Origin of the sequence: Streptomyces sp. NRRL S-495 (assembly GCF_000966955.1) — a bacterium.
In the GTDB taxonomy this organism is placed as follows: Bacteria; Actinomycetota; Actinomycetes; order Streptomycetales; family Streptomycetaceae; genus Kitasatospora; species Kitasatospora purpeofusca.
Genome location: NZ_JZWY01000104.1, coordinates 1 through 25,608, shown reverse-complemented (window position 1 = coordinate 25,608; position 25,608 = coordinate 1). Strand labels below are relative to the sequence as shown.

Annotated in this window: 21 protein-coding genes; 10 read left to right on the top strand and 11 right to left on the bottom strand. The window is 72.7% G+C overall.

Annotated features, from left to right (window positions below):
• Positions 1 to 100 precede the first annotated feature (100 nt).
• Entirely contained in the window at positions 101 to 1,231 is a 1,131-nt protein-coding gene (gene dnaN / locus VR45_RS07680; RefSeq protein WP_045938905.1) for a DNA polymerase III subunit beta, read from the bottom strand.
• Between the two features lie 953 nt (positions 1,232 to 2,184).
• On the bottom strand, positions 2,185 to 4,092 hold the full coding sequence (gene dnaA / locus VR45_RS07675; RefSeq protein WP_045938904.1) for a chromosomal replication initiator protein DnaA: 1,908 nt from the start codon (positions 4,090 to 4,092) through the stop codon (positions 2,185 to 2,187).
• A 353-nt stretch (positions 4,093 to 4,445) separates the two neighbouring features.
• Between dnaA and rpmH the strand changes: the two genes are divergently transcribed.
• The 9 genes from rpmH (at position 4,446) to VR45_RS07630 (ending at position 11,245) form a co-directional block, all read left to right on the top strand.
• The gene (gene rpmH / locus VR45_RS07670; RefSeq protein WP_030392420.1) at positions 4,446 to 4,583 is read left to right on the top strand and encodes a 50S ribosomal protein L34; all 138 of its coding nucleotides are present in this window, start codon (positions 4,446 to 4,448) and stop codon (positions 4,581 to 4,583) included.
• An 18-nt stretch (positions 4,584 to 4,601) separates the two neighbouring features.
• Positions 4,602 to 5,030: a ribonuclease P protein component gene (gene rnpA / locus VR45_RS43745; RefSeq protein WP_078896308.1), complete on the top strand. Its 429-nt coding sequence runs from the start codon at positions 4,602 to 4,604 to the stop codon at positions 5,028 to 5,030.
• A complete protein-coding gene (yidD, locus tag VR45_RS07660; protein WP_045938903.1) occupies positions 5,027 to 5,398 on the top strand; it encodes a membrane protein insertion efficiency factor YidD in 372 nt (123 codons plus the stop codon). Before rnpA ends, yidD begins: the two co-directional genes overlap by 4 nt.
• Positions 5,395 to 6,564 carry a membrane protein insertase YidC gene (gene yidC / locus VR45_RS07655; protein WP_045938902.1) on the top strand — a complete coding sequence of 390 codons (1,170 nt, stop codon included), beginning with the start codon at positions 5,395 to 5,397 and terminating at the stop codon, positions 6,562 to 6,564. Before yidD ends, yidC begins: the two co-directional genes overlap by 4 nt.
• An 84-nt stretch (positions 6,565 to 6,648) precedes the next feature.
• Entirely contained in the window at positions 6,649 to 7,179 is a 531-nt protein-coding gene (locus VR45_RS07650) for a R3H domain-containing nucleic acid-binding protein (protein WP_030392424.1), read from the top strand.
• Positions 7,180 to 7,354: 175 nt separating this feature from the next.
• A complete protein-coding gene (gene rsmG / locus VR45_RS07645; protein WP_045938901.1) occupies positions 7,355 to 8,200 on the top strand; it encodes a 16S rRNA (guanine(527)-N(7))-methyltransferase RsmG in 846 nt (281 codons plus the stop codon).
• A gap of 268 nt (positions 8,201 to 8,468) precedes the next feature.
• Positions 8,469 to 9,446 (top strand): ParA family protein, encoded by a 978-nt coding sequence (locus VR45_RS07640; protein ID WP_107084124.1) that lies wholly within the window; start codon positions 8,469 to 8,471, stop codon positions 9,444 to 9,446.
• A complete protein-coding gene (locus tag VR45_RS07635) occupies positions 9,443 to 10,504 on the top strand; it encodes a ParB/RepB/Spo0J family partition protein (protein ID WP_045938900.1) in 1,062 nt (353 codons plus the stop codon). Before VR45_RS07640 ends, VR45_RS07635 begins: the two co-directional genes overlap by 4 nt.
• Positions 10,505 to 10,627: 123 nt before the next feature.
• The gene (locus tag VR45_RS07630) at positions 10,628 to 11,245 is read left to right on the top strand and encodes a GNAT family N-acetyltransferase (RefSeq protein WP_030392428.1); all 618 of its coding nucleotides are present in this window, start codon (positions 10,628 to 10,630) and stop codon (positions 11,243 to 11,245) included.
• Positions 11,246 to 11,348: 103 nt separating this feature from the next.
• Here VR45_RS07630 and trxA read toward each other — a convergent pair whose 3' ends face one another.
• The 7 genes from trxA to VR45_RS07595 form a co-directional block, all read right to left on the bottom strand.
• The gene (gene trxA, locus VR45_RS07625) at positions 11,349 to 11,675 is read right to left on the bottom strand and encodes a thioredoxin (RefSeq protein ID WP_045938899.1); all 327 of its coding nucleotides are present in this window, start codon (positions 11,673 to 11,675) and stop codon (positions 11,349 to 11,351) included.
• Between the two features lie 133 nt (positions 11,676 to 11,808).
• Entirely contained in the window at positions 11,809 to 12,774 is a 966-nt protein-coding gene (trxB, locus tag VR45_RS07620; RefSeq protein WP_045938898.1) for a thioredoxin-disulfide reductase, read from the bottom strand.
• 173 nt (positions 12,775 to 12,947) lie between these two features.
• Complete coding sequence (locus VR45_RS42135; protein ID WP_052708919.1) at positions 12,948 to 13,895, bottom strand: zf-HC2 domain-containing protein; 948 nt, start codon at positions 13,893 to 13,895, stop codon at positions 12,948 to 12,950.
• The gene (sigM, locus tag VR45_RS07610; RefSeq protein ID WP_107084126.1) at positions 13,892 to 14,629 is read right to left on the bottom strand and encodes an RNA polymerase sigma factor SigM; all 738 of its coding nucleotides are present in this window, start codon (positions 14,627 to 14,629) and stop codon (positions 13,892 to 13,894) included. The genes VR45_RS42135 and sigM overlap by 4 nt, the downstream gene beginning before the upstream one ends.
• Positions 14,630 to 14,672: 43 nt before the next feature.
• Positions 14,673 to 16,718, bottom strand: coding sequence for a protein kinase family protein (locus VR45_RS07605; RefSeq protein ID WP_052708918.1), 2,046 nt, complete (start codon positions 16,716 to 16,718; stop codon positions 14,673 to 14,675).
• Between the two features lie 231 nt (positions 16,719 to 16,949).
• Positions 16,950 to 19,397, bottom strand: a complete 2,448-nt coding sequence (murJ, locus tag VR45_RS07600) for a murein biosynthesis integral membrane protein MurJ (protein ID WP_052708917.1) — start codon at positions 19,395 to 19,397, stop codon at positions 16,950 to 16,952.
• A gap of 160 nt (positions 19,398 to 19,557) precedes the next feature.
• Entirely contained in the window at positions 19,558 to 22,047 is a 2,490-nt protein-coding gene (locus VR45_RS07595; RefSeq protein WP_052708916.1) for a DUF6049 family protein, read from the bottom strand.
• A gap of 383 nt (positions 22,048 to 22,430) precedes the next feature.
• On the opposite strand from VR45_RS07595, the gene VR45_RS07590 reads away from it, so the two are divergent.
• Positions 22,431 to 23,852, top strand: a complete 1,422-nt coding sequence (locus VR45_RS07590; protein ID WP_045938915.1) for a CCA tRNA nucleotidyltransferase — start codon at positions 22,431 to 22,433, stop codon at positions 23,850 to 23,852.
• Positions 23,853 to 23,955: 103 nt separating this feature from the next.
• Here the strand turns inward: VR45_RS07590 and VR45_RS42130 are convergent, their stop codons facing one another.
• Together VR45_RS42130 and VR45_RS07580 are read right to left on the bottom strand one after the other, a co-directional pair.
• On the bottom strand, positions 23,956 to 25,041 hold the full coding sequence (locus VR45_RS42130; RefSeq protein ID WP_159394142.1) for a hypothetical protein: 1,086 nt from the start codon (positions 25,039 to 25,041) through the stop codon (positions 23,956 to 23,958).
• Positions 25,042 to 25,074: 33 nt separating this feature from the next.
• Positions 25,075 to 25,608, bottom strand: a 534-nt coding sequence (locus tag VR45_RS07580; protein WP_052708914.1) for a hypothetical protein, incomplete at its 5' end; no start/stop codon positions are given.

Genomic DNA, 25,608 nt, shown 5'->3' with positions numbered 1-25,608 from the left:
TCCACAGGTTTGTTCACAGGGCTGTGGGCGAACGGCCCGGCGGACCGGAAGCCGGCCGGTGCGCGGACCCGGCCGGAGCGTCCGGCCGGGTGTCCCGGGCTCAGCCGGAGAGGCGGACCGGCATGATCAGGTACTGGTACGCCTCGTCGGCCTCGGCGTCCACCGAGGCCTTGCCGCTGAGCAGCGCGGGCTTGGTCGGGGTGGTGAAGCTCAGCTGGGCGAAGGGGGAGTCGATGGCCTTGAGGCCCTCCTCCAGGTAGCCCGGGTTGAACGCGATCGAGATGGCGTCGCCCTCCAGGGAGGCGTCGATCCGCTCGGTGGCCTGGGCGTCGTCGCCGGAGCCGGCCTCCAGGGTGAGCACGCCCTCCTCGAAGTTCAGCCGGACCGGGGTGTTGCGCTCGGCCACCAGGGAGACACGCTTGAGCGCCTCCAGGAAGGGCTGGGTCTGGATCGCCGCGATCGCGTTGAACTCGGTCGGGAAGAGGCTGCGGTACTTGGGGAACTCGCCCTCCAGCAGCCGGGTGGTGGTCCGCCGGCCGGCGCCCTCGAAGCCGATCAGGCCCTCGCCCGCGCCGCCCGAGGAGAGCGCGATGGAGACGCTGTCGCCGCTGCCCAGGGACTTGGCGATGTCCTGGAGGGTCTTGGCCGGGACCAGCGCGACCGCCGAGATGTCGGACTGCTCGGGCTTCCACATCAGCTCGCGGACGGCGAAGCGGTAGCGGTCGGTGGCGGCCAGGGTGATCCGGTCGCCCTCGATCTCGACCCGGACGCCGGTGAGCACCGGCAGGGTGTCGTCGCGGCCGGCGGCCACGGCGGCCTGGCTGACCGCGGAGGCGAAGACGTCGCCCGGGACGGTGCCGGTCGCGGTCGGCATCGCCGGCAGGGCCGGGTACTCGTCGACCGGGAGGGTCGGCAGGGTGAACCGGGAGCTGCCGCAGACCACGCTGACCCGCTGGCCGTCGGTGGAGATCTCCACCGGCCGGTTGGGCAGGTTGCGCGAGATGTCGTTGAGCAGCCGGCCGGAGACCAGCACGGTGCCGGGCTCCTCGATGTCGGCCTCCAGCCCGACCCGGGCCGAGACCTCGTAGTCGAAGCCGGACAGGGCCAGGCTGCCGTCCTGCGCCGTCAGCAGCAGGCCGGCCAGCACCGGCACCGGCGGCCGTGCCGGGAGGCTGCGAGCAGCCCAGGCCACCGCCTCCGCGAGGACGTCACGCTCCACCCGGAACTTCACCGGTAACCGCCTCCTGGATCGAGCGCTCCCGCTCGCACGTCTGGTTCTTCTGATCTTGGTCTTCGGTGCGGCTGTCCGCCGAGCTCCGCCGCTCCGCTTCCAGTCGCCGAGGACAGTCTGACGTACTCCACCGACAGACGGGGCAGACGGGCGGAAGCAACTCGAACGGATGTCGGGGCCCGGTTGTCCACAGATTTCGGGCCCACCTGCTTTTGAGCAGTTCGATGGGTCTATAGGTGTAGTGGTAGTAGTAGGGCCTGTGGAAACCGTGGATAACCCTGTTTTAGCAGGTCAGGCCCGGTTTTTTGTCCACAGGACATGTGGATGGCGGCTGTGGACGAACACGGCCCGCTGTGGACGGCGGAGCGTTACCCACAGGGCACGCTGGGTATCCACAGGTTATCCCCAGCTCCGTCCCCAGATCCGGGCCCGGTTATCCACGGGCCCCGGTCAACTTTTCGTGACGCCTTTCACACCTGGGTATGAACGCCCGCAGAAGGTTGTCGAACTGTGGACACAGCTGTGGACAACCTGGGGACAACTGCCCTCTCCCTGGGGACAACCGGTGGACAACCCGGACGGCCCAGTGACGGGCCGCCAATTGTCCACAGCCTGTGGATAACTGTTGTGCACAAGTCCACAGGCACCTGACCTGCGCGGAAGAGCGTAGCGGCGGCCACCCTGTGGAGGAATTCTGGATAACTTCCGGCCACCCGCCCTGTGGACAGTGGAGAACCGGTCCGGCCTGTGGATTTCGGCCTCGCGCACCCTGGGCGTTCGAATCCCTGGTCAGATGTTCGGCGCGGGCTGTGGACTGGCGGAGCGTCCGTCACCGGCATCCCTGCCCCGCCGGCCGCCGACGCACACCTGTGGATATGCCGAAAGGGCGTCAGGATCGCTCCTGACGCCCTTTTCCGGCCACCTGACGCCCGTCCCGCGGACGGGCCGGGAAGTCAGCTCTTGATGCGGTTGGTGAGCTCGGTGACCTGGTTGTAGATCGAGCGCCGCTCCGCCATCAGCGAGCGGATCTTGCGGTCCGCGTGCATCACCGTGGTGTGGTCGCGGCCGCCGAACTGCGCGCCGATCTTCGGCAGCGAGAGGTCGGTCAGCTCGCGGCAGAGGTACATGGCGATCTGGCGGGCCGTCACCAGCACCCGGCTGCGCGAGGATCCGCAGAGGTCGTCCACGCCGAGGCCGAAGTAGGCCGCGGTCTGCTGCATGATCACCTGGGCGGTGATCTCCGGCCCGGCGTCCTCGTCACCGCCGGGGATGAGGTCCTTGAGGACGATCCCGGCCAGCTCCAGGTCGACCGGCGCCCGGTTGAGGTTGGCGAAGGCGGTGACCCGGATCAGGGCCCCCTCCAGCTCCCGGATGTTCCGGGTGATCCGGGACGCGATGAACTCCAGCACGTCGGCCGGGGCGTTGAGTTGCTCCTGGATCGCCTTCTTGCGCAGGATCGCGATCCGGGTCTCCAGCTCCGGCGGGGTGACGTCGGTGATCAGCCCCCACTCGAAGCGGTTGCGCAGCCGGTCCTCCAGCGTGGTCAGCAGCTTCGGCGGCCGGTCGGAGGAGAGCACGATCTGCTTGTTGGCGTTGTGCAGGGTGTTGAAGGTGTGGAAGAACTCCTCCTGCGTGGACTCCTTGCTCGCCAGGAACTGCACGTCGTCCACGAGCAGGATGTCCATGTCCCGGTAGCGCTTGCGGAAGGTGTCCGCCTTGCCGTCCCGGATCGAGTTGATGAACTCGTTGGTGAACTCCTCCGAGGACACGTACCGCACCCGGGTGCCCGGGAAGAGGCTGCGCGAGTAGTGCCCGATGGCGTGCAGCAGGTGGGTCTTGCCCAGCCCGGACTCGCCGTAGATGAAGAGCGGGTTGTACGCCTTGGCCGGGGCCTCGGCGACCGCCACCGCCGCCGCGTGCGCGAAGCGGTTGCTGGCGCCGATGACGAAGGTGTCGAAGAGGTACTTGGGGTTCAGCCGGGCGGCCGGCTCGTCCTTGCGGGACCCGCCGGCGGGCGGTGCGCCGGGCGGCGGGGGAACCCCCGGTACCGCCGGCCGGTCGGTGGCGCGCTCGGCCTGCGCCTTGTCCGTGGGGCGCTGGGCGGGGCGGCCGCCCGGGCCGCGACGGCCGGAGGCGGTCCGCGGGTGCTCGCCGGGCCCGGGGCCGTAGGCGCCGCCGAAGAGGTCGCCCTGGGTGGTCGAGGACGGGGGCAGGGCCCTCGGCGCCCGCCGGTCCATCGGCTCGTCGGGCTCGCGGTAGTCGGGCTGCTGCTCCTGGTAGCCGGGCCAGACCGGGCCGGCCGCCGGGCCGCCGTAGGGCGCGGGGCGCTGCTCGTAGCCGCCGTTGTCGTAGCGGGGCCGGTCGTAGTCGGACTCGTAGGGGCGCGGGTAGCCCGGGCCGCCGTAGTGGCCCTCGTCCTGCCCGTGGCGCTCGTCCTGCCGCTGCTGCCGGTCGTCGTGCCGCTGGCGGTCGTCCTGCCGGTGCCGGTCGTCGTGCCCGCGGCGGTCGTCGTGCTCGTCGTGCTCGTCGTGTCCCGACGGGTTCGGGTACGGCTCCACGGGCGCCTGGGCGGCGGGAGCGGGCATGGTGGGCATCGCGTTGGCGTCGACCATCACGGCGATCCGCACCGGGCGGCCCAGCTCGCGGGAGAGCGCCTCGGCCAGCTGCGGCAGCAGCCGCCCCTCCAGCACCTGCTTGGCCCGCTCGTTGGGGGCCGCCAGCAGGGCGGTGTCGTGCATCATCCACATCGGCTGGGTGCGCTGCACCCACTGTTTGTCCATCTCCCCGATGTCCGGGTCGGCGACCAGGCGCTCGACGACCCTGGCCCAGACCGGGACGAGGTCGCTGTTGACATCAGCCACTGGTGCACGCTTTCCAATGAACAAACCAGACAAGTCCTGCAACGGTAGTCAGCGAACAGAGCGGGATCAAGTCGTTGTCCACAGGCTGTGGGCAAACCGCCTCCAGGCGGCTGGTTTGACCCTCGTGCCCCGTCCCGCGTACCGTAACCAGGTCGAGTTGTCGATGGCCGCTGCCGCATGTCCGCGGGTCCACCCGCTCCATAAGGCGCGCAGCACGGGCGCCGTGGATTGCCTCAAACCCCAGCCGAACTGGGGTGATGGGCCGGATTTCCGTAATCGGGGAGATCACGCGGACGCACGGTGACGGCCAAGCGATCACCCGTCATCCTACGATTCACCTCAGGAGCCCCCGAGTGAGCAAGCGCACCTTCCAGCCGAACAACCGTCGTCGCGCGAAGACCCACGGCTTCCGGCTGCGTATGCGTACCCGCGCCGGCCGCGCCATCCTGGCTGCCCGCCGTGGCAAGGGCCGCACCAGCCTGTCCGCCTGATCCGCACCAGAGTCTGTTGTGCTGCCCTCCGAGAATCGGCTGCGGCGGCGCCAGGACTTCGCGACCGCGGTCAAACGCGGTCGTCGGGCCGGTAAGCCCCTACTGGTCGTCCATCTCGCCAGAGAGGACGGCTCCGGGGATCACACCGACCGGGCCAGCGACATCCGCCCGCACGTCGCCGAGGGGACTCCTTCGGCGCGTGCGGGTTTCGTCGTGAGCAAGGCCGTCGGCCCGGCGGTCACTCGCAACCTGGTCAAGCGCCGGTTGCGGCACCTTGTGCGTGATCGTCTGTCCCGGCTGCCCGCCGGTAGCCTGATAGTGGTGCGTGCGCTGCCTCCGGCCGCGTCCGCCTCGTACCAGGAACTCGAACGTGACCTGGACGCGGCGCTCAAACGGCTGCTCAAGGCCGAGCATGCTGTTTCGGCGCCGACGGGAGCAGGTCGATGAAGTACCTGCTGATGGGTCTGATCAGGGTCTACCAGTGGACCATCAGCCCACTGCTCGGTCCGGTGTGCCGCTACTACCCCTCCTGCTCGCACTACGGCTTCGAGGCCGTGCGGACGCATGGAGCGGTGAAGGGCGGCGCACTGACCGTGTGGCGCATCCTGCGCTGCAATCCATGGACGCCCGGTGGGGTCGACCATGTCCCGCCGCGCAAGCATCCGGTGTGGCACCGCCGGCTGCGGGACCGGCTGAAGGGCCGGTCCGCCGCCGACCAGCCGGTGATCATGCCCCCCGCCGGTCCGGACCCAGAGGGCCCGGCGACCATTGGCCCCGTGGGGCCGATCCCAATGTCCAAGGAGCCTGACCGGTGACCTTCTCCTTCCTCAACCCCCTGTACACAGCGGTGTCCTGGATCATCGTCCAGTTCCACTCGCTGTACAGCCACGTCTTCGATCCGAACGGTGGCTGGGCCTGGGGTCTGGCCATCGCCTCGATGGTGGTCGTCATCCGGATCTGCCTGATCCCGCTCTTCGTGAAGCAGATCAAGGCGACCCGGGCCATGCAGGCGATCCAGCCGAAGATGAAGGCCATCCAGGAGCGGTACAAGAACGACCGCCAGCGCCAGTCCGAAGAGATGATGAAGCTGTACAAGGAGGCGGGTACCAACCCGTTCTCCAGTTGCCTTCCCATCATCGTGCAGGCGCCGTTCTTCACCGCGCTCTACGGCGTGCTCGCCAAGGTCGCCGACGGCAAGCCGATCGGCGTGATCGACGGCACCCTGCTGGACAGCGCCCAGCAGGCCCACATCTTCGGTGCCCCGCTCTCGGCGACCTTCGTCGGCAGCAGCGAGGTCAGCGTCAAGATCGTCGTCGCCGTGATGATCATCCTGATGTCGCTCTCGCAGTTCATCACCCAGCGCCAGCTGATGACGAAGAACGTCGACCTCACCGTGAAGACGCCGTTCATGCAGCAGCAGAAGATGCTGATGTACGTCTTCCCGATCATGTTCGCCGTGATGGGCATCAACTTCCCCGTCGGTGTCCTGGTCTACTGGCTGACCACCAACATCTGGTCGATGGGCCAGCAGCTGATCGTCATCCGCAACAACCCGACGCCGGGCAGCAAGGCCTGGGACGAGCGTCAGGAGCGGCTGAAGAAGCAGGGCCGGCTGAACCCGGACGGCTCCGTCATCCAGGGCCCGCTCTGGGGCCTGCTGCCGGCGAAGAAGTCGGCCGCCACCGCCGAGGCCGTGGTGGAGGAGTCGGTGCAGGTGCGCCGCCAGCAGCCGCGGAAGCAGACCAAGTCGCAGCGCCAGCACGGTGCCGGCCAGCCGGCGAGCCTGACCAAGGACGCCCCGGCCGAGCAGCCCGCGGACGCGGTGCCCGCGGACTCGGCCGACACCGCGAGCACCGGTGCCACCGGTGCGGCCGGTGCCACCGGTGCCGCCAAGCAGACCGCGGCCAAGCCGGCCGCCACCCGTCAGCAGGGCGGCCGACAGCAGCCCAAGCGCGGCGGGCAGCGGCCGAAGAAGAAGTGACCGGCCCGGTCCGAACCGCCTCCGCGGCCCCCTGAACCTCGTTACCGGCCCACCAACCGGGCCCATCTCCGAAGGAGTCCATCAGTGACGGAAGGCACCACCTCCGCCGTCGAGGCCGAGGCCGCCCCCGGCGCCGACGAGAACATCGTCGCCCGCCTGGAGCAGGAGGGCGACATCGCGGCGGACTACCTGGAGGGTCTGCTCGACATCGCGGACCTCGACGGTGACATCGACATGGACGTCGAGGGGGACCGTGCCCTGGTCTCCATCGTCAGCGACGGCAACGACCGGGCCCTGCATCGGCTGGTCGGCCAGGACGGCGAGGTGCTGGAGGCGCTGCAGGAGCTGACCCGGTTGGCCGTCCACCGGGAGACCGGCGAGCGCAGCCGCCTCATGCTGGACATCGCCGGCTTCCGGGCCCGCAAGCGCACGGAGCTGGCCACCCTCGGGTCCCAGGCCGCGGAGCAGGTGAAGAGCTCCGGGGAGCAGGTCAAGCTGCGTCCGATGACCCCGTTCGAACGCAAGGTCGTCCACGACGCGGTGGCCGCGGCCGGTCTGCGCAGTGAGTCGGAGGGCGAGGAGCCCCAGCGTTGCGTGGTCGTGCTGCCGGCCTGACGGCCGGGCGACCGCCGGCCGCCAGGGCGGCCGGCATGCGACACGAGGACCCGACCCCGTCCGCCACGCGCGGGCGGGGTCGTCGTCCCTTCGCGGGGCGCGGGCCCGGCGAGAGATGTTTCACGTGAAACGGTGCAGGAGCGGGTCGGTGGATCCGGGGAGCGGAGAGGTCGAGATGGACACGGAGAGCGTGCCTGCCGGAGAGCCGGAGTCGGGAGCCGGTGGTCCGGATGCCGGGAGCGCGTCCGCGGGCGGGCGGCCGGCGGTCGAGCCGCCGCCCGCTCCGCCGGCCGTCGCCCGGGAGGTCTTCGGCGAGCGGTTCGACGCCGCCGTCCGCTACACCGAGCTGCTGGCGACCGAGGGCGTGACCCGGGGGCTGATCGGCCCGCGCGAGGTGCCCCGGCTCTGGGACCGCCATGTGCTGAACTGCGCGGTGCTCGCCGAGCTGCTGCCGGCCGGGACGACACTCTGCGACGTCGGCTCCGGCGCCGGGCTGCCCGGCATCCCGGTGGCGCTGGCCCGCCCGGACGTCTCGGTGACCCTGCTGGAGCCGCTGCTGCGCCGGACCACCTTCCTGGAGGAGGTGGTCCGCGAGCTCGGTCTGGAGAACGTCACCGTGCTCCGCGGCCGGGCCGAGGAGATGGTCGGCAAGGTCGCGGTGGAGGTGGTGACCGCCCGTGCGGTGGCGCCGCTGGAGCGACTGGCCGGCTGGGGCCTCCCGCTGCTGAAGCCGTACGGCCAGATGCTGGCGCTCAAGGGTGACAGCGCGGAGCAGGAGCTCGCCGACTCGCGGGCCGGGCTGGCGAAGCTCGGCGGGGTGGAGTGGTCGGTGATCTCGGTCGGCGACGGCACCCTGGAGACCTCGACCCGGGTGATCCAGGTCAAGGTGGGCGAGAGCCCGGGCGGCGTGCGGGCGGCGACCCGTCGGGCCAAGGCCGCGGCCAGGGCCGGCCGGGCCGGTACCGGTGGCGCCACCCGCGGCGGCGACCGCGCCCGCAACCCCCGGCGGCGTCCCCGCTGACACCGGGGTGGGACTCGACACGGGCGGGTGGTCCTCGGACCACCCGCCCGTGGTCGTTCGCAGCCGCTGCGGAGCCCCTCCGACGTCCCGGTGACGGGAGGGCGGCCGGCAGGACGACTCGGGGTTCACCGGAGTGTCGCATCGTCAGAATTCCGACATTGCGGGCATGGTGTTTCACGTGAAACGTCGCTCTCTGCTCTCGGGAATCCTCGCCCGCAGCCGGGCGGTGACTGTTGCCGCTCCGGTTTCACGTGAAACACTGAGCCCCATGCAGGACTCGGAGACCATCGACCAGATCGATGACACGCCCATCGCGCGTGCCGCCCAGGCTGCGGTCCAGGCCATCGGCCGAGCGGGCGAAGGACTGCCCCGGCCCGCCACCACCCGGGTGATGGTGGTGGCCAACCAGAAGGGCGGGGTGGGCAAGACCACCACCACCGTCAACCTCGCCGCCTCGCTGGCCATGCACGGGCTGCGGGTCCTGGTGGTCGACCTCGACCCGCAGGGCAACGCCTCGACCGCGCTCGGCATCGACCACCACGCCGAGGTGCCCTCGATCTACGACGTACTGGTGGAGGGCAAGCCGCTGGCCGACGTGGTCCAGCCGGTGGTCGAGGTCGAGGGGCTCTTCTGCGTCCCCGCCACCATCGACCTGGCCGGCGCGGAGATCGAGCTGGTGTCGCTGGTGGCCCGGGAGAGCCGGCTGCAGCGGGCCATCGCCGCGTACGAGCAGCCGCTGGACTACATCCTGATCGACTGCCCGCCCTCGCTGGGCCTGCTGACGGTCAACGCCCTGGTCGCCGGCCAGGAGGTGCTGATCCCGATCCAGTGCGAGTACTACGCGCTGGAGGGCCTCGGCCAGCTGCTGCGCAACGTCGAGCTGGTCCGGGCGCACCTCAACCCGGCGCTGCACGTCTCCACCATCCTGCTCACCATGTACGACGCCCGGACCAGGCTGGCCGCCCAGGTGGCGGAGGAGGTCCGGACGCACTTCCCGCAGGAGGTCCTGCACACCGCGATCCCGCGCTCGGTCCGGATCTCGGAGGCGCCCAGCTACGGTCAGACGGTGCTCACCTACGATCCCGGCTCCACCGGTGCGCTCTCCTACCTGGAGGCCGCCCGGGAGCTGGCGCTGCGGGCGGTGTCCGCCGCGGGCGGCGGCTCGTTGGTGGGGCAGCAGCGGGACGGTTCGGGGCAGCAGGGCGCCCCGGTGGCACAGCACGGTACGACGGAGGGCAATCGGTGAGTGGTCGCAGGGGTCTGGGACGAGGACTGGGGGCGCTGATCTCCCCGGTGGCCCCGGCAGTCGGAGGGGCCGGGAGCACGGCGCAGCCCGCGGTGGCCCCGTCCGGCGCGGCGTCGCCGACGGCGGTGCCGACGCTGCCCTCGGGCCGGGGCTCGGCCAAGGCGGCCGCGGAGAGCCTGCGGGAGCAGGCCGCCGCCGAGGCGGAGCTGACCCGGGTGGAGGGCGCCTACTTCGCCGAACTGCCGCTGGACGCGATCACCCCCAACCCGCGCCAGCCGCGCGAGGTGTTCGACGAGGACAAGCTGGCCCAGCTGGTCGCCTCGATCAAGGAGGTGGGCCTGCTCCAGCCGGTGGTGGTGCGCCAGTCCGCGCCGGGGCGCTTCGAGCTCATCATGGGCGAGCGGCGCTGGCGGGCCTCCCGGGAGGCCGGGCTGGAGCAGATCCCGGCGATCGTCCGGGCCACCGAGGACGACAAGCTGCTGCTGGACGCCCTGCTGGAGAACCTGCACCGGGCGGAGCTCAACCCGCTGGAGGAGGCGGCCGCCTACGACCAGCTGCTGCGGGACTTCTCCTGCACCCACGACGAGCTGGCGGACCGGATCGGGCGCTCGCGTTCGCATGTGTCCAACACCCTGCGGCTGCTGAAGCTGCCGCCGGCGGTCCAGCGCCGGGTGGCCTCGGGGGTGCTCACCGCCGGCCACGCCCGGGCGCTGCTCGGGGCGCCGGACCCGGAGCGGCAGGAGGAGCTGGCCAAGCGGATCGTCGCGGAGGGGCTCTCGGTGCGGACCACCGAGGAGATCGTCGCGCTGATGGACCGGGAGGAGCGGCCCAAGCGTCAGGCGCCCAAGGCCGGGAAGATCCTCTCGCCGGCCTTCAACGACCTGGCGAGCCGGCTCTCCGACCGTTTCGAGACCCGGGTGAAGGTCGAGGTCTCGCAGCGCGCCGGCAAGCTCGGCAAGGGCAAGGTGGTGCTGGAGTTCGGCTCCGTGGAGGACCTCAACCGGATCCTGGACAGCCTCGCGCCCGGTGAGGACGGACTGCGGCTGTCGCAGGGCTGAGCCGGGCCGATCGCGGTACGCGATGGGTGCATGTTCCACGTGGGCGCTGTTTCACGTGAAACATGCACCCATCGGCATTCGGGGGGAATGCTCGACTGTGGAGTGGACGAGGAGGTGCGGGGCATGGGACGCCGGATCGTTCCGTTGACGCTGGACAACCTCGCGGACCTGCCGTCGACCTGCCGCTCCTGTGTGTTCTGGGAGCTGGACCCGGTCAGCGGCCGGGCGGCGGTGGAGTCCGGCAAGCCCGAGCTGGAGAAGGAGGGGTGGATCTCCGCGGTGCTGCTGGAGTGGGGGTCCTGCGGCCGGGTCGTCTACGTGGACGAGCAGCCGGCCGGCTTCGTGCTCTACGCCCCGCCCGCGTACGTGCCCCGTTCGCAGTCCTTCCCGACCAGCCCGGTGGCCTCGGACGCCGTCCAGCTGATGGTCAGCCGGGTGCTGCCGGGCTTCCAGCGGCAGGGGATCGGCCGGGTGCTGGTGCAGACGGTGGCCAAGGACCTGCTGGGCCGGGGGTTCCGGGCGATCGAGGCCTTCGGGGCGGTGGGGCGGCAGCCGGTCAGCTGTGTGCTGCCGGCCGAGCACCTGCTGGCGGTGGGCTTCAAGACGGTCCGCCCGCACCACCGCTATCCGCGGCTGCGGCTGGAGGCGCGGACCACGCTCTCCTGGCGGGGGGACGTCGAGGGGGCGCTGGAGCGGCTGCTGGGCGGCGGCCGGAAGGAGCCGGCACTGCGGCCGTTCTGAGCGCTCCCCGTGGCTTCCGGGAGGCACCGGGAGCCAGGGACAACGGACGAGGGCGGGACTCCCGGTGGGGAGTCCCGCCCTCGTGGCGTTCCGGGGGACGGACCTAGATCAGGCCGTCCAGCTCGCGCAGCAGCGCGGCCTTCGGACGGGCACCGGTGATCTGCTTCACCGGCTCGCCGTTCTTGTAGAGGATCAGGGTCGGGATGGAAATCACGTTGTACGTCGCGGCGGTCTGCTGGTTCGCATCGACGTCGAGCTTGGCGATGGTGAGCTTGTCGCCGTGCTCGGCCGCGATCTCCTCCAGGACCGGGGCGACCTGACGGCACGGGCCGCACCATTCGGCCCAGAAGTCGACGAGAACGGGCTTGTCGCTCTTGAGGACGTCCGCATCGAACGTCGCGTCGGTCACGGTGGTGGTGGCGCCGGCCACGGTCACTCCTAGGGGTCAAGCGGGCGAGGGGCTGCCAGGTCTACAACACCGCACGGGGCGGATCTGTTTCGTCCCGGCGGGGCGGGTGTGTTCCACGTGGAACACACCCATCCGGACGGTGGATCGCTTCGGGTCAGACCGCCACGGTGACGGCCTGGGCCTCCAGGTCGGCCAGCGAGGCCAGGTAGCGCTCGGCGTCCAGGGCGGCGGAGCAGCCGGTGCCGGAGGCGGTGATGGCCTGGCGGTAGGTGTGGTCGACGACGTCGCCGGCGGCGAAGACACCCGGGATGTTGGTGCGGGTGGAGGGGGCCTCGACCTTGAGGTAGCCCTCGGCGTCGAGCTCCAGCTGGCCCTTGAAGAGCTCGGTGCGCGGGTCGTGGCCGATCGCGATGAACAGGCCGGTGACCGGGAGCTCGCGCAGCTCGCCGGTGGTGGTGTCGCGCAGGGTGACACCGGTCAGCTTCGGGTCGCCGTGGATGGCCTCGACCGCGCTGTCCCACTCGAAGCTGATCTTCTCGTCGGCGAAGGCGCGCTCCTGCATGGCCTTGGAGGCGCGCAGGGTGTCCCGGCGGTGGATGACCTTGACGCTGCGGGCGAAGCGGGAGAGGAAGGTCGCCTCCTCCAGGGCGGTGTCGCCGCCGCCGACCACCGCGATGTCCTGGTCGCGGAAGAAGAAGCCGTCGCAGGTCGCGCACCAGGAGACGCCCCGGCCGGACAGCTTGTCCTCGTTCGGCAGGTCCAGCTTGCGGTGCTGGGAGCCGGTGGTGACGATCACCGCGCGGGCCTTGTGGACATTGCCCTCGGAGTCGGTGACGGTCTTGATGTCGCCGGTGAGGTCGACCGAGACGATGTCGTCGGGGATCAGCTCGGCGCCGAAGCGCTCGGCCTGGGCCCGCATGTTGTCCATCAGCTCGGGACCCATGATGCCGTCCCGGAAGCCCGGGAAGTTCTCGACCTCGGTGGTGTTCATCAGCGCGCCACCGGCGGTGACGGCACCCTCGAAGACCAGGGGCTTGAGGGAGGCGCGGGCCGTGTAGAGGGCGGCGGTGTACCCGGCGGGGCCGGAACCGATGATGATCACGTTACGGACGTCGCTCACTGCATCTCCTGGTTCGCATCGCGACCCGCGTTTGCTGCGGGGAGGGCGGTCCTGCTCCGCCGCCCGGGACAACGACTGACCAGTGTCTCGCATTCCCAGGGGGATCAGTACCAGGCGCCCGCACTGTGGGAGTGTCGCGCGGCCCGGGGCATGGATCGCACGGGAACCACCGGTCAGGGCGCGGGGACGGTCAGATGGCGCAGGACCGGTCCGCAGTCGGGGGCGCGGAGGTAGACGTCGAGCAGCTCGGGACGGCCCGGCATGGCGTACACCAGGAGGTCCGCGGCGGCGCCCGCGTAGCTGCCCCGGTCGGTGGCGAGCAGGGCGGCGGAACTGGCGGGCGGGCAGGCCGGGGTGGAGCGGTTGCCGCCGACGAGGCCCTGGCCGCCCTCCGCGGGCGGTACGGCGGTCGCTCCGGGGGCCTCCGAGGGGTCGGTGGCGGCGGGGCCCGAACCGGGGACCGCGGAGGGCTTGACCGGGTGGGAGGTGCCCGCGGCGGCGAGCAGCTGCCCGACCTGGGCGGCGAGCCGGTCGTCCTGGTAGACCGTGCCGCCGGTGGACCGGTCGGTCTTGGCCCCGGCGGTGGAGCTCTCCGGGGCGGGGGTGCCGGCGGCGGGGGTGGCGGCCGCGTCGGCGGTGCTGCTGAGGTCCTGGCGCCCGGGGGAGGACAGGGACAGGAAGGCGCCCCCGAGGCCGAGGACGAGCAGCGCGGCGGCCGAGCCGAGCAGCAGGGCCCTCCGGCGTCCGCGCCGGGACCGTCCCGGGCCGGTGCCGGCGGCGGGGCGGGACGGCGGGGCCTTCGGTGGCGCGGTGGGCGCGGGCCGGGCGGCCGGCACAGCCGGTGCCGCGGCGGGCACGGTGGCAGGCACGGCGGCCGCGAGGGCGGCGTCGATCCGGGCGGCGACATCGGCCGGCACGGCGAGGGGCTCGGCCGCGCCGAGCAGTGCCCGCACCTCGGTGAGCGCGTCGACGGTCTCCCGGCAGTCGGCGCAGCCGGCCAGGTGTTCCCGGAGCGCCTCGGCCTCGGCGGGGGCGAGCAGCTCCTCGGAGAGGTCGGCCAGCTCGTCGACCGAGGGGTGCGGTCCGGCGGTGGGGTCGGAGGAGGAGGGCGGTGCCGTCATCGCGTGCTCGCATCTCCTTCCAGAATCGGCCGGGCTGGATCCGGGGCTGTCCCTGTGACGGTGCGGCCGCCGGGTGGGTTCCCGGGCGGTCGGGAGGTGTTTCCCGAGGGCGGTGTTTCACGTGAAACACCGCTCCCCCGCGACCCCGGGTCCGGCTCCTCGCGCAGGTGCCGGACGAGCGGCAGCAGCCGGGCCCGGCCCCGGGCGCAGCGGCTCTTCACCGTGCCCACCGGGACCCCCAGCAGCTCGGCCGCCTCGGCGACCGGATAGCCCTGCATGTCGACCAGGACCAGCGCGGCCCGCTGCTCGACCGGAAGCTCGGCGAGCGCGGCGGACAGCTCGCGGTGCACCTCGGCGCGCACCACCGGGGAGTCGGCCGGCTCGGCCGAGCCGACCAGGGCGTCAAGCCGCTGCGGATCGTCGTCCAGCGGCTTGGTGCGGCGGGTGGCCGCCCGGCGGGCGCGGTCCAGGCAGGCGTTGACCACGATCCGGTGCAGCCAGGTCGTGACGGCCGAACGGCCCTGGAAGGTGTGGGCGGACCGGAAGGCGGAGACCAGGGCGTCCTGGAGGGCGTCGGCGGCCTCCTCGCGGTCGCCGAGGGTGCGCAGGGCGACGGCCCAGAGCCGGTCCCGGTGGCGGTTCACCAGCAGGCCGAAGGCCTCCCGGTCGCCGCCGACGTGCCGGGCGAGGAGCGCCGCGTCGTCGTCGGCCCGCTCCGGTCCGTCCTGCGCCACGTCCACCCCTCGCCGTTCGTGCTCCGCCACCGCAGTCGGCGGGTCAGCCGAAGACCTTCACGTCGCCGAGGAAAGCCTGGTACTTGCCCGGGTTCGGACCGCCGTCCGGATTCTTGGACAGGTTGGTCAGCCAGATCAAGAGATAGCGGGTGGTGACCGGGCTGTCCAGGCTGTACTCGACCGCTGTGCCGGCCTTCTTCCCCAGGACGGTGAAATCACCCGGCTTGGCGGTCTGCGCGTTGCCGACGGTCTTGCCGGGCATCCGGAGCTCGGCCGTGGTGGCGGTGCTCCACTTGAGGGTCACCTTGGAGACCGTCTGCACCGAGCCGAGGTCGAGCAGCAGCCCGGTGCCCTCCTTGGTGCCCGGCTTGGACCCGAACGCGTCGCTGTACCAGTTGGTCTGCCACTCGCTGGCCGGGTCGTCGTCGATGGCCTTGGGCAGGCTGGCCGCGCCGTCGGCCTTCTCGCCCAGCGGGTTGTAGGACAGCGCCTCCTTGACCGGGATCGGAGCCGGGTCGTGGGTGGCCGCGTGGGCGGTGGGGGTGGCGGAGGTGGAGCTGGCCTGGGGGGAGGCGACGGCCGTGCTCCCCGGGCGCAGGCTGTCCACCAGCTGCCAGGAGGCGAAGCCGATGGCGCCGAGGGCGACCGCCGACGCGGTCACCTTGACCACCGTGCGCAGCCGTCGTCCGCTGCGCCGCACCGGGGCGGCCACCGGGGTCGGCGCGGTGCCGGGGGCGGCGACCACCCGGGTCGGGTTGGGCGCGGTCGGCAGCGCGTGGGTGTTGTGGCGCGGCGGGCTGGTGAAGGCCGGGAGCTCGGGCTGGGGCTGGCGGATGCGCGGCATCAGGGCAATCGCCCGGGCCAGCCCGTCGGGGGTGGTGATCGGCTCGGCGTGGTGCGGCGGGTGGTCGAGCAGGGCTCGGGCGGCCAGCTCGGACAGGCCCTTGTGGACGCCGGCGCGGACCTGGTCCGGCGCCACGTCGCGGAGGTTCCTGGGCAGGCCCTGGAGGTCGTAGCGGTCCTCGGGGTAGGGCCAGCGGTGGGTGAGGGCGGCGAACAGCAGGGCGCCGATGGCCCGGGTGTCGACGCGCTCGGCGTCCTCCCCGCTGCCCTCGCCGGTGAGGCCGCGCAGTGCGGCGTCCACCGCGATGCCGTTGATCCGGTACTGGCCGCTGTCGGTGCGCAGCACGCAGCGCGGGGTGAGCCGCAGATGGGCCTGGCCGCGCCGGTGGGCGGCCGCCACCGCGTCGGTGACCTGGCGGACCATCTGGTAGGCCTCGTGCGGCTCCAGCGGCCCGTCGGAGAGCAGCTTGGCGAGGTCGGAGGCGTGCGGCAGCCACTCCCGCACCACGTAGACCAGCTCGCCCTCCTGGACGGCGTCCAGGACCTGTACGAAGCGCGGGTCGCCGAGCAGGGCGGCGGACTTGGCGGCGGCCAGCACCTTGCGGGCGCGCTGGTGGCCGGAGGCCATCAGGTGGACCCCGACCGCCCGGCGGAGCTTCTCGTCGACGGCCCGCCAGCTGCTGAAGGTCTCGGTGGAGGAGATGCACTCCTCCAGCCGGTAGCGGTGGCCGATCATGTCGCCGCTGCGCCGCACCGGGGCGGGCAGGGTCTGCGGCAGGGTGGCGGTGTCCCGGGGGTCGTGGGTCGGCTGCGGGTCCCGCGGGGGGCGCTTGGCAGGTGTCGCGGCGGCCGGGCCGGGGTCGGTCCGGCCGGCGGCGGCGTCGCCCGAGGCCAGTTCGGCGGCGATCTCGGAGACCGACAGCGGCGCGGTCGTCTCGGAGGTCCCCTCGCCCGGGGCCGGTGCGGTCGTGGCGGGGGCGGTCGCGGCGGGCGCGGCGGGCGCGGCCGGGCGCGCGGCCCGGGCCTCCCCGTCGGTGGTCCTCGCGCCGGTGGTCCCGGCCTTGGCCCCGGCGGCCGCGCCGCCGTCGGTGCGGTCGCTGCGGCCGTCCTTCTCCGCGGGGGAGCCGGCCGCGGTGGCCCGGGCCGTGCCGTCGGCGAGTTCGTCGATCGCCGCAGCGAGCGCGGCCTCGTCCGCCGCCCCGTCAGCTGCCGATGTGTCGACGACCGCCTTGGTGCCATCAGCCACCGTGGTCCTGCCTCCCCTTGTGTCGCCCCGGGCCTGAGAGAGAGTCGTTGGAGCGCATCGGCGGGTGACTCCGGTGCTCCAGGACAATTGTGCCCACTGTTCTCCACCGGGTACGACCGCCGAAAGGTCCGTGCGGTTGCCTGATGGTGGAGAGATGTGGTGCAGATCCGACGCCGGGCCGCCCTGCCGGGCCCGGGACGACCCGGGGCCCGGTGGCGGCCCGACCCCGGGTCAGCGGCCGAGTCGGCCGCGCACCATACCCAGCATGGCGTTGAGTTCCTCGATCCGCAGCCGCTTCGCGATGAGCACGAAGACGGCCAGCTGGAGTCCGCCGGCCAGGACGACCGTCAGCACCGCGCCGGCCCAGCCGCCGACGACCTTGGTGACCGCCAGGCTGACGGCCAGACCGACCACCGCGGCGGGGACGGAGGCCGTCGTGAGGCGGGAGTACGTCTTGCCGATCCGCTTGGTGTCCAGCCCGCCGATCTTCTTCTTCAGCTTGGGCACCGCGACCGTCACTCCGATGGCGTACGCGAGACCGTAGCCGAACGCCATCCCGGTGACCGTCCACTCCGGGGGCAGGAGCACCCAGCAGAGCAGCGAGAAGCCGGCCTGGCAGGCGGCCACCCACACGGTGTTGGAGAACGGGGTGCGGGTGTCCTCGTAGGCGTAGAAGCCGCGGAGCATCACGTACTGCGCCGAGTACGGGATCAGGCCGAGGGCGAAGGCGGAGAGCATCAGGCCCACGTTGCGCGCGTTGTCCATGGCGGTGTCGCCGCCGCCCACCGCGTAGATGGACTGGCCGATGGCCGGCCCGAGCGCCAGGAAGAGGAACGAGGCCGGGACGACCGCGACGGCGGTGGTGCGCAGTCCGTAGGAGATGTCGTCGCGGACGGCGCCGGCGTCCTCGTCGGCGGCCGCGCGGGACAGCCGGGGCAGCACCGCGCTCATGATCGAGACGGTGATGACGGCCTGCGGGAGCTGCCAGATCAGCAGCGCGTTGGAGAAGGCCGCGAGGCCGACGCCGCCGTGGCCGCCCGTCTCGGCGTCGGCGCCGGCGGCGGTGGCGAGCTGGGTGATGACCAGGTAGCCGGCCTGGTTGGCGAGGACGAAGAAGAACGTCCACTTGGCCAGCCGGGCGGCCTTGCCCAGGCCGTGCCCGCGCCAGTCGAAGCGCGGCCGGAAGGAGAAGCCGGCCGCCCGCAGGTACGGGATCATCGCCAGGGCCTGTACGGCGAGGCCCACCAGGGTGCCGATGCCGAGCAGCCGGACGCCCTCGGGGGTGATCGTCTCCGGCTTGACGTGGGTGCCGTCGAAGCCGCCGTAGACCCAGATGTAGGCGCCGAAGGTGAAGATCACCACGAGGTTGTTGAGGACCGGGGTCCACATCATCGCGCCGAACCGGCCGCGGGCGTTGAGGATCTGGCCCATCACCACATGGATGCCCATGAAGAAGATGGTCGGCAGGCAGTACCGGGCCATGGCCACGGTGGTGTCCGCGCGGGCCGGGTTCTCCATCATCGGGTGGGCGATCAGCTGGACCAGCAGGGGCGCCCCGAGCACGGCCAGGAAGACCACGCCGGCCAGGCCGACCATCACCAGGGTGAGCAGCCGGTTGGCGTAGGCGGTGCCGCCGTCCGCGTCGTTCTTCATGCTGCGGACCAGCTGCGGCACGAAGACGGCGTTCAGCGCGCCGCCGCCGATCAGGATGTAGAGCAGCGTCGGCAGGGTGTTGGCGGCGTTGTAGGAGTCACCCATCACGGCGATGCCGATCGCGCCGGCGATCACCATGGTGCGCAGGAAGCCGGTGCCCCGGGAGACCAGGGTGCCGGCCGCCATGATCGCGCTGGAGTTCAGCAGCGAGGCGACCTTGCCGCCGGCGGCGGGCTGCTCGGCGGGCGCGGTCGGAGCGGCGTCCGCGGGGTGGGCCTGCTCCTCCGCCACGAGGTCGGCGAGCGGCTCCACAGCGGGCGGCAGCTGCACCGCGGCCACCTGGAGGGTGGCCTCCTCCTCGGAGAGCGGCGGGTCGAACTCGATCGGCGGGACGAACGGCCTGGGGCCGTCCTGGCCGCCGTGGCCGTACGCGGGCTGCGGCCCGTGCTGCGGCGCGTGCTGTCCCGGGTACGCGCCGGCCGGGGGGAACGGCGCGGGCGGGACGGACGCGGCCGGCGGCTGCGCGCCGGGCTGCTGGACCGGGTACGGCTGTCCGGGGTGCTGCTGGCCGGGGGACGCCTGGGCCGGCGGGCGCGGGGCCTCGGCCGTGGTCCGGCCGCCGCCGAACAGCGAGTCCACCCCGACGTACTCGGTGGACTCGGAGTCCCAGGCGGAGTGCGCCGGGCCGGGCTGCCACTGCTGCTGCCCGCCCCAGCCCTCGGCCGGGGGGGCCGGGGCCGCGGGGGCGGCCGGAACGCCCGGCTGCTGCGGCCGGTCGTCGCGCCAGTCCGCCCTCGCCGGGGTGTCCCAGCCGGGCTGGACCGGCGGCACCGGCGGGCCGAACGGCGTCGGCGGCACCGGGTAGTCGCCGCCCTGCGGCGGCAGCTGCGGCGGCACGTCGTACGCGGCCACCGGCTGCTGCGGCGCGGCGGGCGGGGCGGTCCGCAGACCGTACGGGTCCGGCTCGCCCGGACCGTCGCGGTACGCGTCGGCCGCGTACGGGTCCTGGGCGTAGGTGTCGGCCACGTACCAGTCGNNGTGTCGGCCACGTACCAGTCGCCGGACGGCGACTCGGCCCCCGGACGGCCCTCTCCGCGGCCCGGAGGCCGCTCCTCGCTGCGCCCGGTCATGTCACCTCTTCGCTGTCGTGGGGAGGCCGCTCCGGAGTCGGGCGGTATCGGCGCTGTCAAGGACCAACCTTCTCATCACTGGTGGCCCGATCCCGGCCATCCGCGCTGCTGCCGCGCGGTGTCCGCGCCGCTCCGTCCTGTTCCGGCCGCTCCGGGCCGGCCGGGCGGTCCGCGTCGGCGGCGTCGGCGGCGGTCCCGGGGCCGTCCCCGCCCTCGCCCCGGCCCGGGCCGTCGGTGTTGTCCGGGCCGGTCCCGCCGTCCTGCGGGGCGAGCGGCGCGTCGCCCTCGTCGCCGTGCGCCACCCGCCGCTTGCGCTGGCGGACGAACCGCAGCGCGGCGAGCAGGAGCAGCAGCGCGGCGCCGCCGAAGACGTAGAGCACCCCGTTGGTCACCGAGGTGACCTGGACGGTGAAGGTCACCGGTTCGCCGTACTTCTGCGGGTTCGGCCCGGTGGTGTAGAGCTGGGCGGTCATGCTCACCGGCCCGTTGTTCTTCGCCTCGGCGGGGAAGCGCAGGGTGACGCTCTGCGAGGCGGGCAGCACCAGTTCCTCGGTCGGCAGCTCGACCCGGAGCCGGTTGGGCTGGGCCGGGGTGAGGACCAGCTTGAGGTTGGTGACCGTCTGGGTCAGGTCGTTGCGGACGCTGACCTGGAGCACTCCGGTGTCGCCCGCGAAGGTGATCTCCCGCTTCGGCGGCACCTTCACCGCGCCGGTCAGCTCCTTGAGGTAGCGCTTCACGCCCTCCCGGTAGTCGGCCCCGGCGGAGCCCTCGGTGCGCCACTCGGTGGACAGCGAGCGGACCATGGCCGCGCTGAACGGGCCGCGCACCCGCTGCGGCAGGGTCAGCACCCGCATCAGCGTGTCCAGGTCGGTCTGGATCCGGGTGGTGGTGGTCAGATCGAAGGCGGACAGCTCCGAGTCGCGGGCCCGGGCCGGGTAGTCGGCGGGGCCGGGGACGGCCGCGCTCGCCCTGGGGTCCGGCGGCAGCTGGGCGAGGGCGTCCAGCTTGACCGGCTCCACCCACTTGCCGTCCTGGGCCGCCTGGAGGGCGCTCGCGAGCACCTTGGCGGCATCGGCACCGAGATCGCGCGGCGGCATCACCAGCAGGCCGCGCGGGTTCTGCGGCTCCTGGCGGGAGATCACGAAGGTCTCGGCGAGGAACCGCTGGACGGCCCGGCTCTGCTCCTCCTGGGTCGTGAGCCCGTCCTCGAACAGCGAGGAGATCAGCTGGTCGGCGACCACCGCGGTCTGCCCGTTGCCGATCGGCCGGGCGGCCGAGGGGGTGTACTTCAGCGCGTCGGACTCGGGCATGCCCGCGCCGTTCACCAGCACCAGGCTGTTGCCGGTGCGCTGGGCGACGGCGGCGATCCGCTGGTCCAGGTAGCCCCGGTAGGGCCAGGCGACATCGGCCCGGGTGTCCACCGACAGCCGGCCCTCGACGGTCAGCCGACCGGCCGTGGCCGCCTTGCTGAGCGCGGTGTCGATGCCCTCCAGCTCGGGGGCGTTGTGCGCGATCGAGGCGAGGTCGGGATCGGCGTACGGCAGCGCCACCACCTGGCTGCCCGGCTTGGCCACGGCGGCCCGCAGCTTCTCCAGCCAGGCGGTGGCGGCGGCGGTGCCGGTGCCGGGGACGGTGTTGTCGTCCTTGGCCGCGTTGCCCTCGGTGCCCGGCTTCTGCACCACGTAGCGCTTGGTCATCGCGAACGCGGTGTCCAGCAGGTCCGGGTCCACCACCCAGGTCAGCCCGGTCAGCGCGGCGCCCGTGTCGACCAGCGCGTACAGCCGGCCGCCGGGGGCGAACTCGGCGGCCAGGCTGTCGTCCCGGAGCACCGGGACGGTCTGGTCGTTCTCGGAGAGGGTCTGCGCGGCCAGCACCGGCGCGTGCACCAGCGGCCAGAGGGTGGTCACCTTGGACGGCTGGGCGTCGGCCGGGGACGGGTTGTAGGGCAGGAAGCTGCGGGCGATGCCCAGCGGCCGGTCGCGCTGGTTGTCGGCGGTCGTGCCCCAGACGTCCACCGCCAGCTCGTACACGCCCTCGCCGGAGAACTGCAGGTCGGCGACGGCGACGCTGAGGGTGTACGGCTGGCTCTGGCCGGGGCCGAGCTCGTTGAGGGCGTACTGCGGGCTGTCCATCGAGATGCCGTCCGCGTTGAGCGGGACGCTCCGCGAGGACACCGAGGCGAGTTCGCTGCGGGTGGTGAGCGGCTTGCTCGGCCAGGGCCGGCGGACGGCCGCGTGCGCGGACTTCAGCACCGACCTGCCGGCGTTGGTGACGTGCCCGGTGATGGTCACGGTGCCGCCCGGGACGGCGACCGGCTTGTTCACCGACTCGATGGTCATGGTCACCGGGAGCTCGGCGCTGACCGCCGTGTCGGCGACCGGCCTGGTCCCCCCGGCCGGGGCCGCGTCGGCGGAGCCGCCGGGCAGCGCCGAGGCGAGCACCAGCGCGGCGCCGAGCGCGCCCGCCAGCCGCCGGACGGTTCGTCCCAGGACCCGCCCGGGGCGCCCGTCCGGCGCCGGACCGGGGTGCCGTGCCGGCTCACTCACGCGGTTCGCCCTCGCTCACGGGTTCGCCCTCGCCGTTCTCGATCGCTGCTGCTGCTGCTGCCGTGCTGCTGCGGATGTTCCGTCGGCCGTGGGATGCCGTGAGGATCAGCCGTGAAGAAAATGCGGCGGTCCGGTGCCTCGGTGGCCGTGGCGGCGCACGGTACCGCGGCCCGTGCTCGGTGCATCCGGACTCGTTCCACCGGCATGGTAACGATGTGGTGAGGGGTGCGGTGTTGCGGGCCGGGGAGTGAGCCGGTGGAAACACGCGGGCGACCGGGCCGCCGGGCCACGTACCCTTGTGAGCCGTGTCCACTGCCAATGAGCCCACCGCCCACCCGACCGGCGCCCATCATTCCAGTTCCGCCGTCCAGGTCGTCCCCGGCCTGAGCGAGGCGCAGACCCTGGGTCTGCAGGAACTGCTGCGGGTCTCCCCGGTCGCCGACGAGATCGCCCGGCGCTTCCAGGCGGCCGGTCACCGGCTCGCACTGGTCGGCGGCTCGGTCCGGGACGCCCTGCTGGGCCGGCTCGGCAACGATCTGGACTTCACCACCGACGCGCGTCCGCAGCAGGTGCTGAAGCTGGTCAAGGGCTGGGCCGACGCGGTCTGGGACGTCGGCATCGCCTTCGGCACCGTCGGCGCGCGCAAGGACACCCCGGAGGGTTCCTTCCTGATCGAGATCACCACCTACCGCTCCGAGGCGTACGACCGCACCTCCCGCAAGCCCGAGGTGAGCTACGGCGACACCATCGAGCAGGACCTGGTCCGCCGCGACTTCACGGTCAACGCGATGGCCGTCGACCTGCCCGGCCGGGGCTTCGTCGACCCGCACCGCGGTCTGGACGACCTGGAGGCCCGGGTGCTGCGCACCCCCGCCACGCCCGAGGAGTCCTTCTCCGACGACCCGCTGCGGATGATGCGGGCCGCCCGGTTCGCCGCCCAGCTGGACTTCGAGCCGGCCCCCGAGGTGGTCGCGGCGATGACCGCGATGGCCGAGCGGATCACCATCGTCTCCGCCGAGCGGGTGCAGGCCGAGCTGAACAAGCTGCTGCTGGCCGCGCACCCGGTCAAGGGCCTGCGACTGCTGGTCGACACCGGCCTGGCCGACCACGTCCTCCCGGAGCTGCCGGCGCTGCGCCTGGAGCGGGACGAGCACCACCGCCACAAGGACGTCTACGAGCACTCGCTGACCGTCCTGGAGCAGGCCGTCGACCTGGAGCAGGACGGGCCCGACCTCACCCTGCGGCTGGCCGCGCTGCTGCACGACATCGGCAAGCCCCGCACCCGCCGCTTCGAGCAGGACGGCCGGGTCTCCTTCCACCACCACGAGGTGGTGGGCGCCAAGATGACCCGCAAGCGGATGCGCGACCTGAAGTACTCCAAGGAGCTCACCGAGGACGTCTCGCGGCTGGTCGAGCTGCACCTGCGCTTCCACGGCTACGGCGGCGGCGAGTGGACCGACTCGGCGGTGCGCCGCTACGTCACCGACGCCGGCCCGCTGCTGGAGCGGCTGCACAAGCTGACCCGCTCGGACTGCACCACCCGGAACCGGAAGAAGGCGGCCGCGCTCTCCCGCACCTACGACGGCCTGGAGAGCCGGATCGAGGAGCTCAGGGAGCAGGAGGAGCTGGACGCCGTCCGCCCCGCGCTGGACGGCAACCAGATCATGGAGCTGCTCGGCCTCAAGCCCGGCCCCGCGGTCGGCAAGGCGTACAAGCACATGCTGGAGCTGCGGCTGGAGCACGGCCCGATGGAGCACGACGCGGCGGTCGCCGCGCTGCGCGACTGGTGGGCGGCCCAGCAGTAGGGCACACGGTGCCGCGAGGGGTGGTCCCGGGTTCTCCCGGGGCCACCCCTCGTCCGTGCGCGGGCCGGTCGGCGCGGGCCCGGGTACGGGCCCGCGCCCGGGCTCAGAGCTTCTTCAGGCAGAGCACGAAGCTGAGCGCCTCCGTGCTGGACTCACGGGTGTAGGTACTCTCGGCGCCGGTGACGTTCTCGCAGGCCTTGTCGTTGTCGCTGGTCCCGTAGACCTTCTTGAGCACCTTGTACTGGGCCTTCGGGTCGCCGCACGGCAGCATGGTGATCCGCGGGCTGGCGTCGTGGGTGGCGCTGGTGCCGTTCTCGTTGCGCAGGCAGTCGCCGGCCTTGGCGGTGTCGATGTCGCTGGCCACCTTGGTGGCGGACGGCGTCGGCAGGGTGATCGTCGGCACCGGCACCGCCGGCGCCGTCGCCGCGGGCACCGTCGCCGCCGGGATGGACGGGAAGGTCGGCGAGGGGAAGGTCGGCACGGTCACCGAGGGCATCACCAGCGGGCGGTGGGTGGTGTCGTGCTTGGTGGAGGCGAAGAGCGCGCCGGTGGCGATCAGGACGATCCACGAGCCGATCCCGAGCACCGGCAGCAGCAGCATGAAGATGTGCGGCCGCTTGGTGAGCGGCACGCCCGGGTCCAGCTGCGGCCCGTGGGTGCCGGGCGCCGGCGGCGGCAGGTCCTTGATCTTGTTGTGGGCGGCGAGGTTCCGCAGCAGGGTGACCACGGTGAAGATGCCGGAGAGGTAGCTCCACCAGCCCTGCACCAGGGTGCGGGCGGACATGTCGCGGACCACGGCGGTGCCGCAGGTGCGGCAGAACGGTCCCGGCTGCTTCAGGAACCGCATGATGATGATGATGCCCTGGTGGCCGCGGACGGTGGTCTCGACGGCCGGGAAACCGCCGCAGAACCGGCACACCGGACCGCCGTGCGGGGCGGCGTAGCCGGCCGGCGCGGGATAGCCCCCGGCCTGCGGCGGGTACGCGTAGCCCCCCGGCGGGGCCTGGGCGGGCGCGCCGTAGCCGGGTGCGGCCGGCGGCGGTGCGGCCGGGTAGCCGTAGCCGGCCGGGGGCGGTGCGCCCGCCGGCTGCGGGGCCGGCGCGCCGGCGTACGGGTTGCCGGTGGCGTACGGGTTGGCGCCGTCGGCGGGCGGCGGCGAGCCGTACGGCATCTGGGGCGGAACGGACAAGGGGATCCCCCGGGGAATTCAGGTGGCGGACGGTCAGGACTTCTTGACCGGCGGGACGCCGGCGAGCGGGCCGAGGCAGAGCACGTAACGCTTCTTGTTCCAGCGGCGGCCGCTCTTGCCCGAGACGGTGCTGGTGGTGCCCGCGCTCTCGCGGCACCTGCTGGTGTCGGTGGTGGACTCGAACTTGGCGAGCACCTTGTAGTTCGCCTTGCTGTCGGTGCACTTGACCACCGAGACGTCGCGCGAGCCGGAGGCCTTGACGCAGTCGCCGGCCTTGGCGCTGCTGACGCTGGGGCCGGTGACGAAGTAGCCGACGATGAGGGCGATCACACCCAGGACCAGTCCGACCGCCTTCAGCCGGGCCTTGCCGCGGCCCTTGGCGGCCGGTCCGGGCTGCGGCGCCGCCGGCGGGTAGCCGTGCGGCGAGGGCGGTCCGTAGGGACCGGGCGCCTGCGGGGCCTGCGGGTACGGCGCGGGCGGGTAGGGGCCCTGCGGCTGGACGGGCTGCGGGTAGGGCTGGGCCGCCTGCGGCGCCGCGGGGTAGCCGTAGCCGGGCGGGGGCGGCGG

What these genes read in the sequence shown, in the direction of transcription:
- yidD (WP_045938903.1), top strand. Translation starts at nt 5,027, where the DNA reads ATGAAGTACCTGCTGATGGGTCTGATCAGGGTCTACCAGTGGACCATC.
- rsmG (WP_045938901.1), top strand. Translation starts at nt 7,355, where the DNA reads ATGGACACGGAGAGCGTGCCTGCCGGAGAGCCGGAGTCGGGAGCCGGT.
- VR45_RS07640 (WP_107084124.1), top strand. Translation starts at nt 8,469, where the DNA reads ATGCAGGACTCGGAGACCATCGACCAGATCGATGACACGCCCATCGCG.
- VR45_RS07630 (WP_030392428.1), top strand. Translation starts at nt 10,628, where the DNA reads ATGGGACGCCGGATCGTTCCGTTGACGCTGGACAACCTCGCGGACCTG.
- VR45_RS42135 (WP_052708919.1), bottom strand. Translation starts at nt 13,895, where the DNA reads ATGACGGCACCGCCCTCCTCCTCCGACCCCACCGCCGGACCGCACCCC.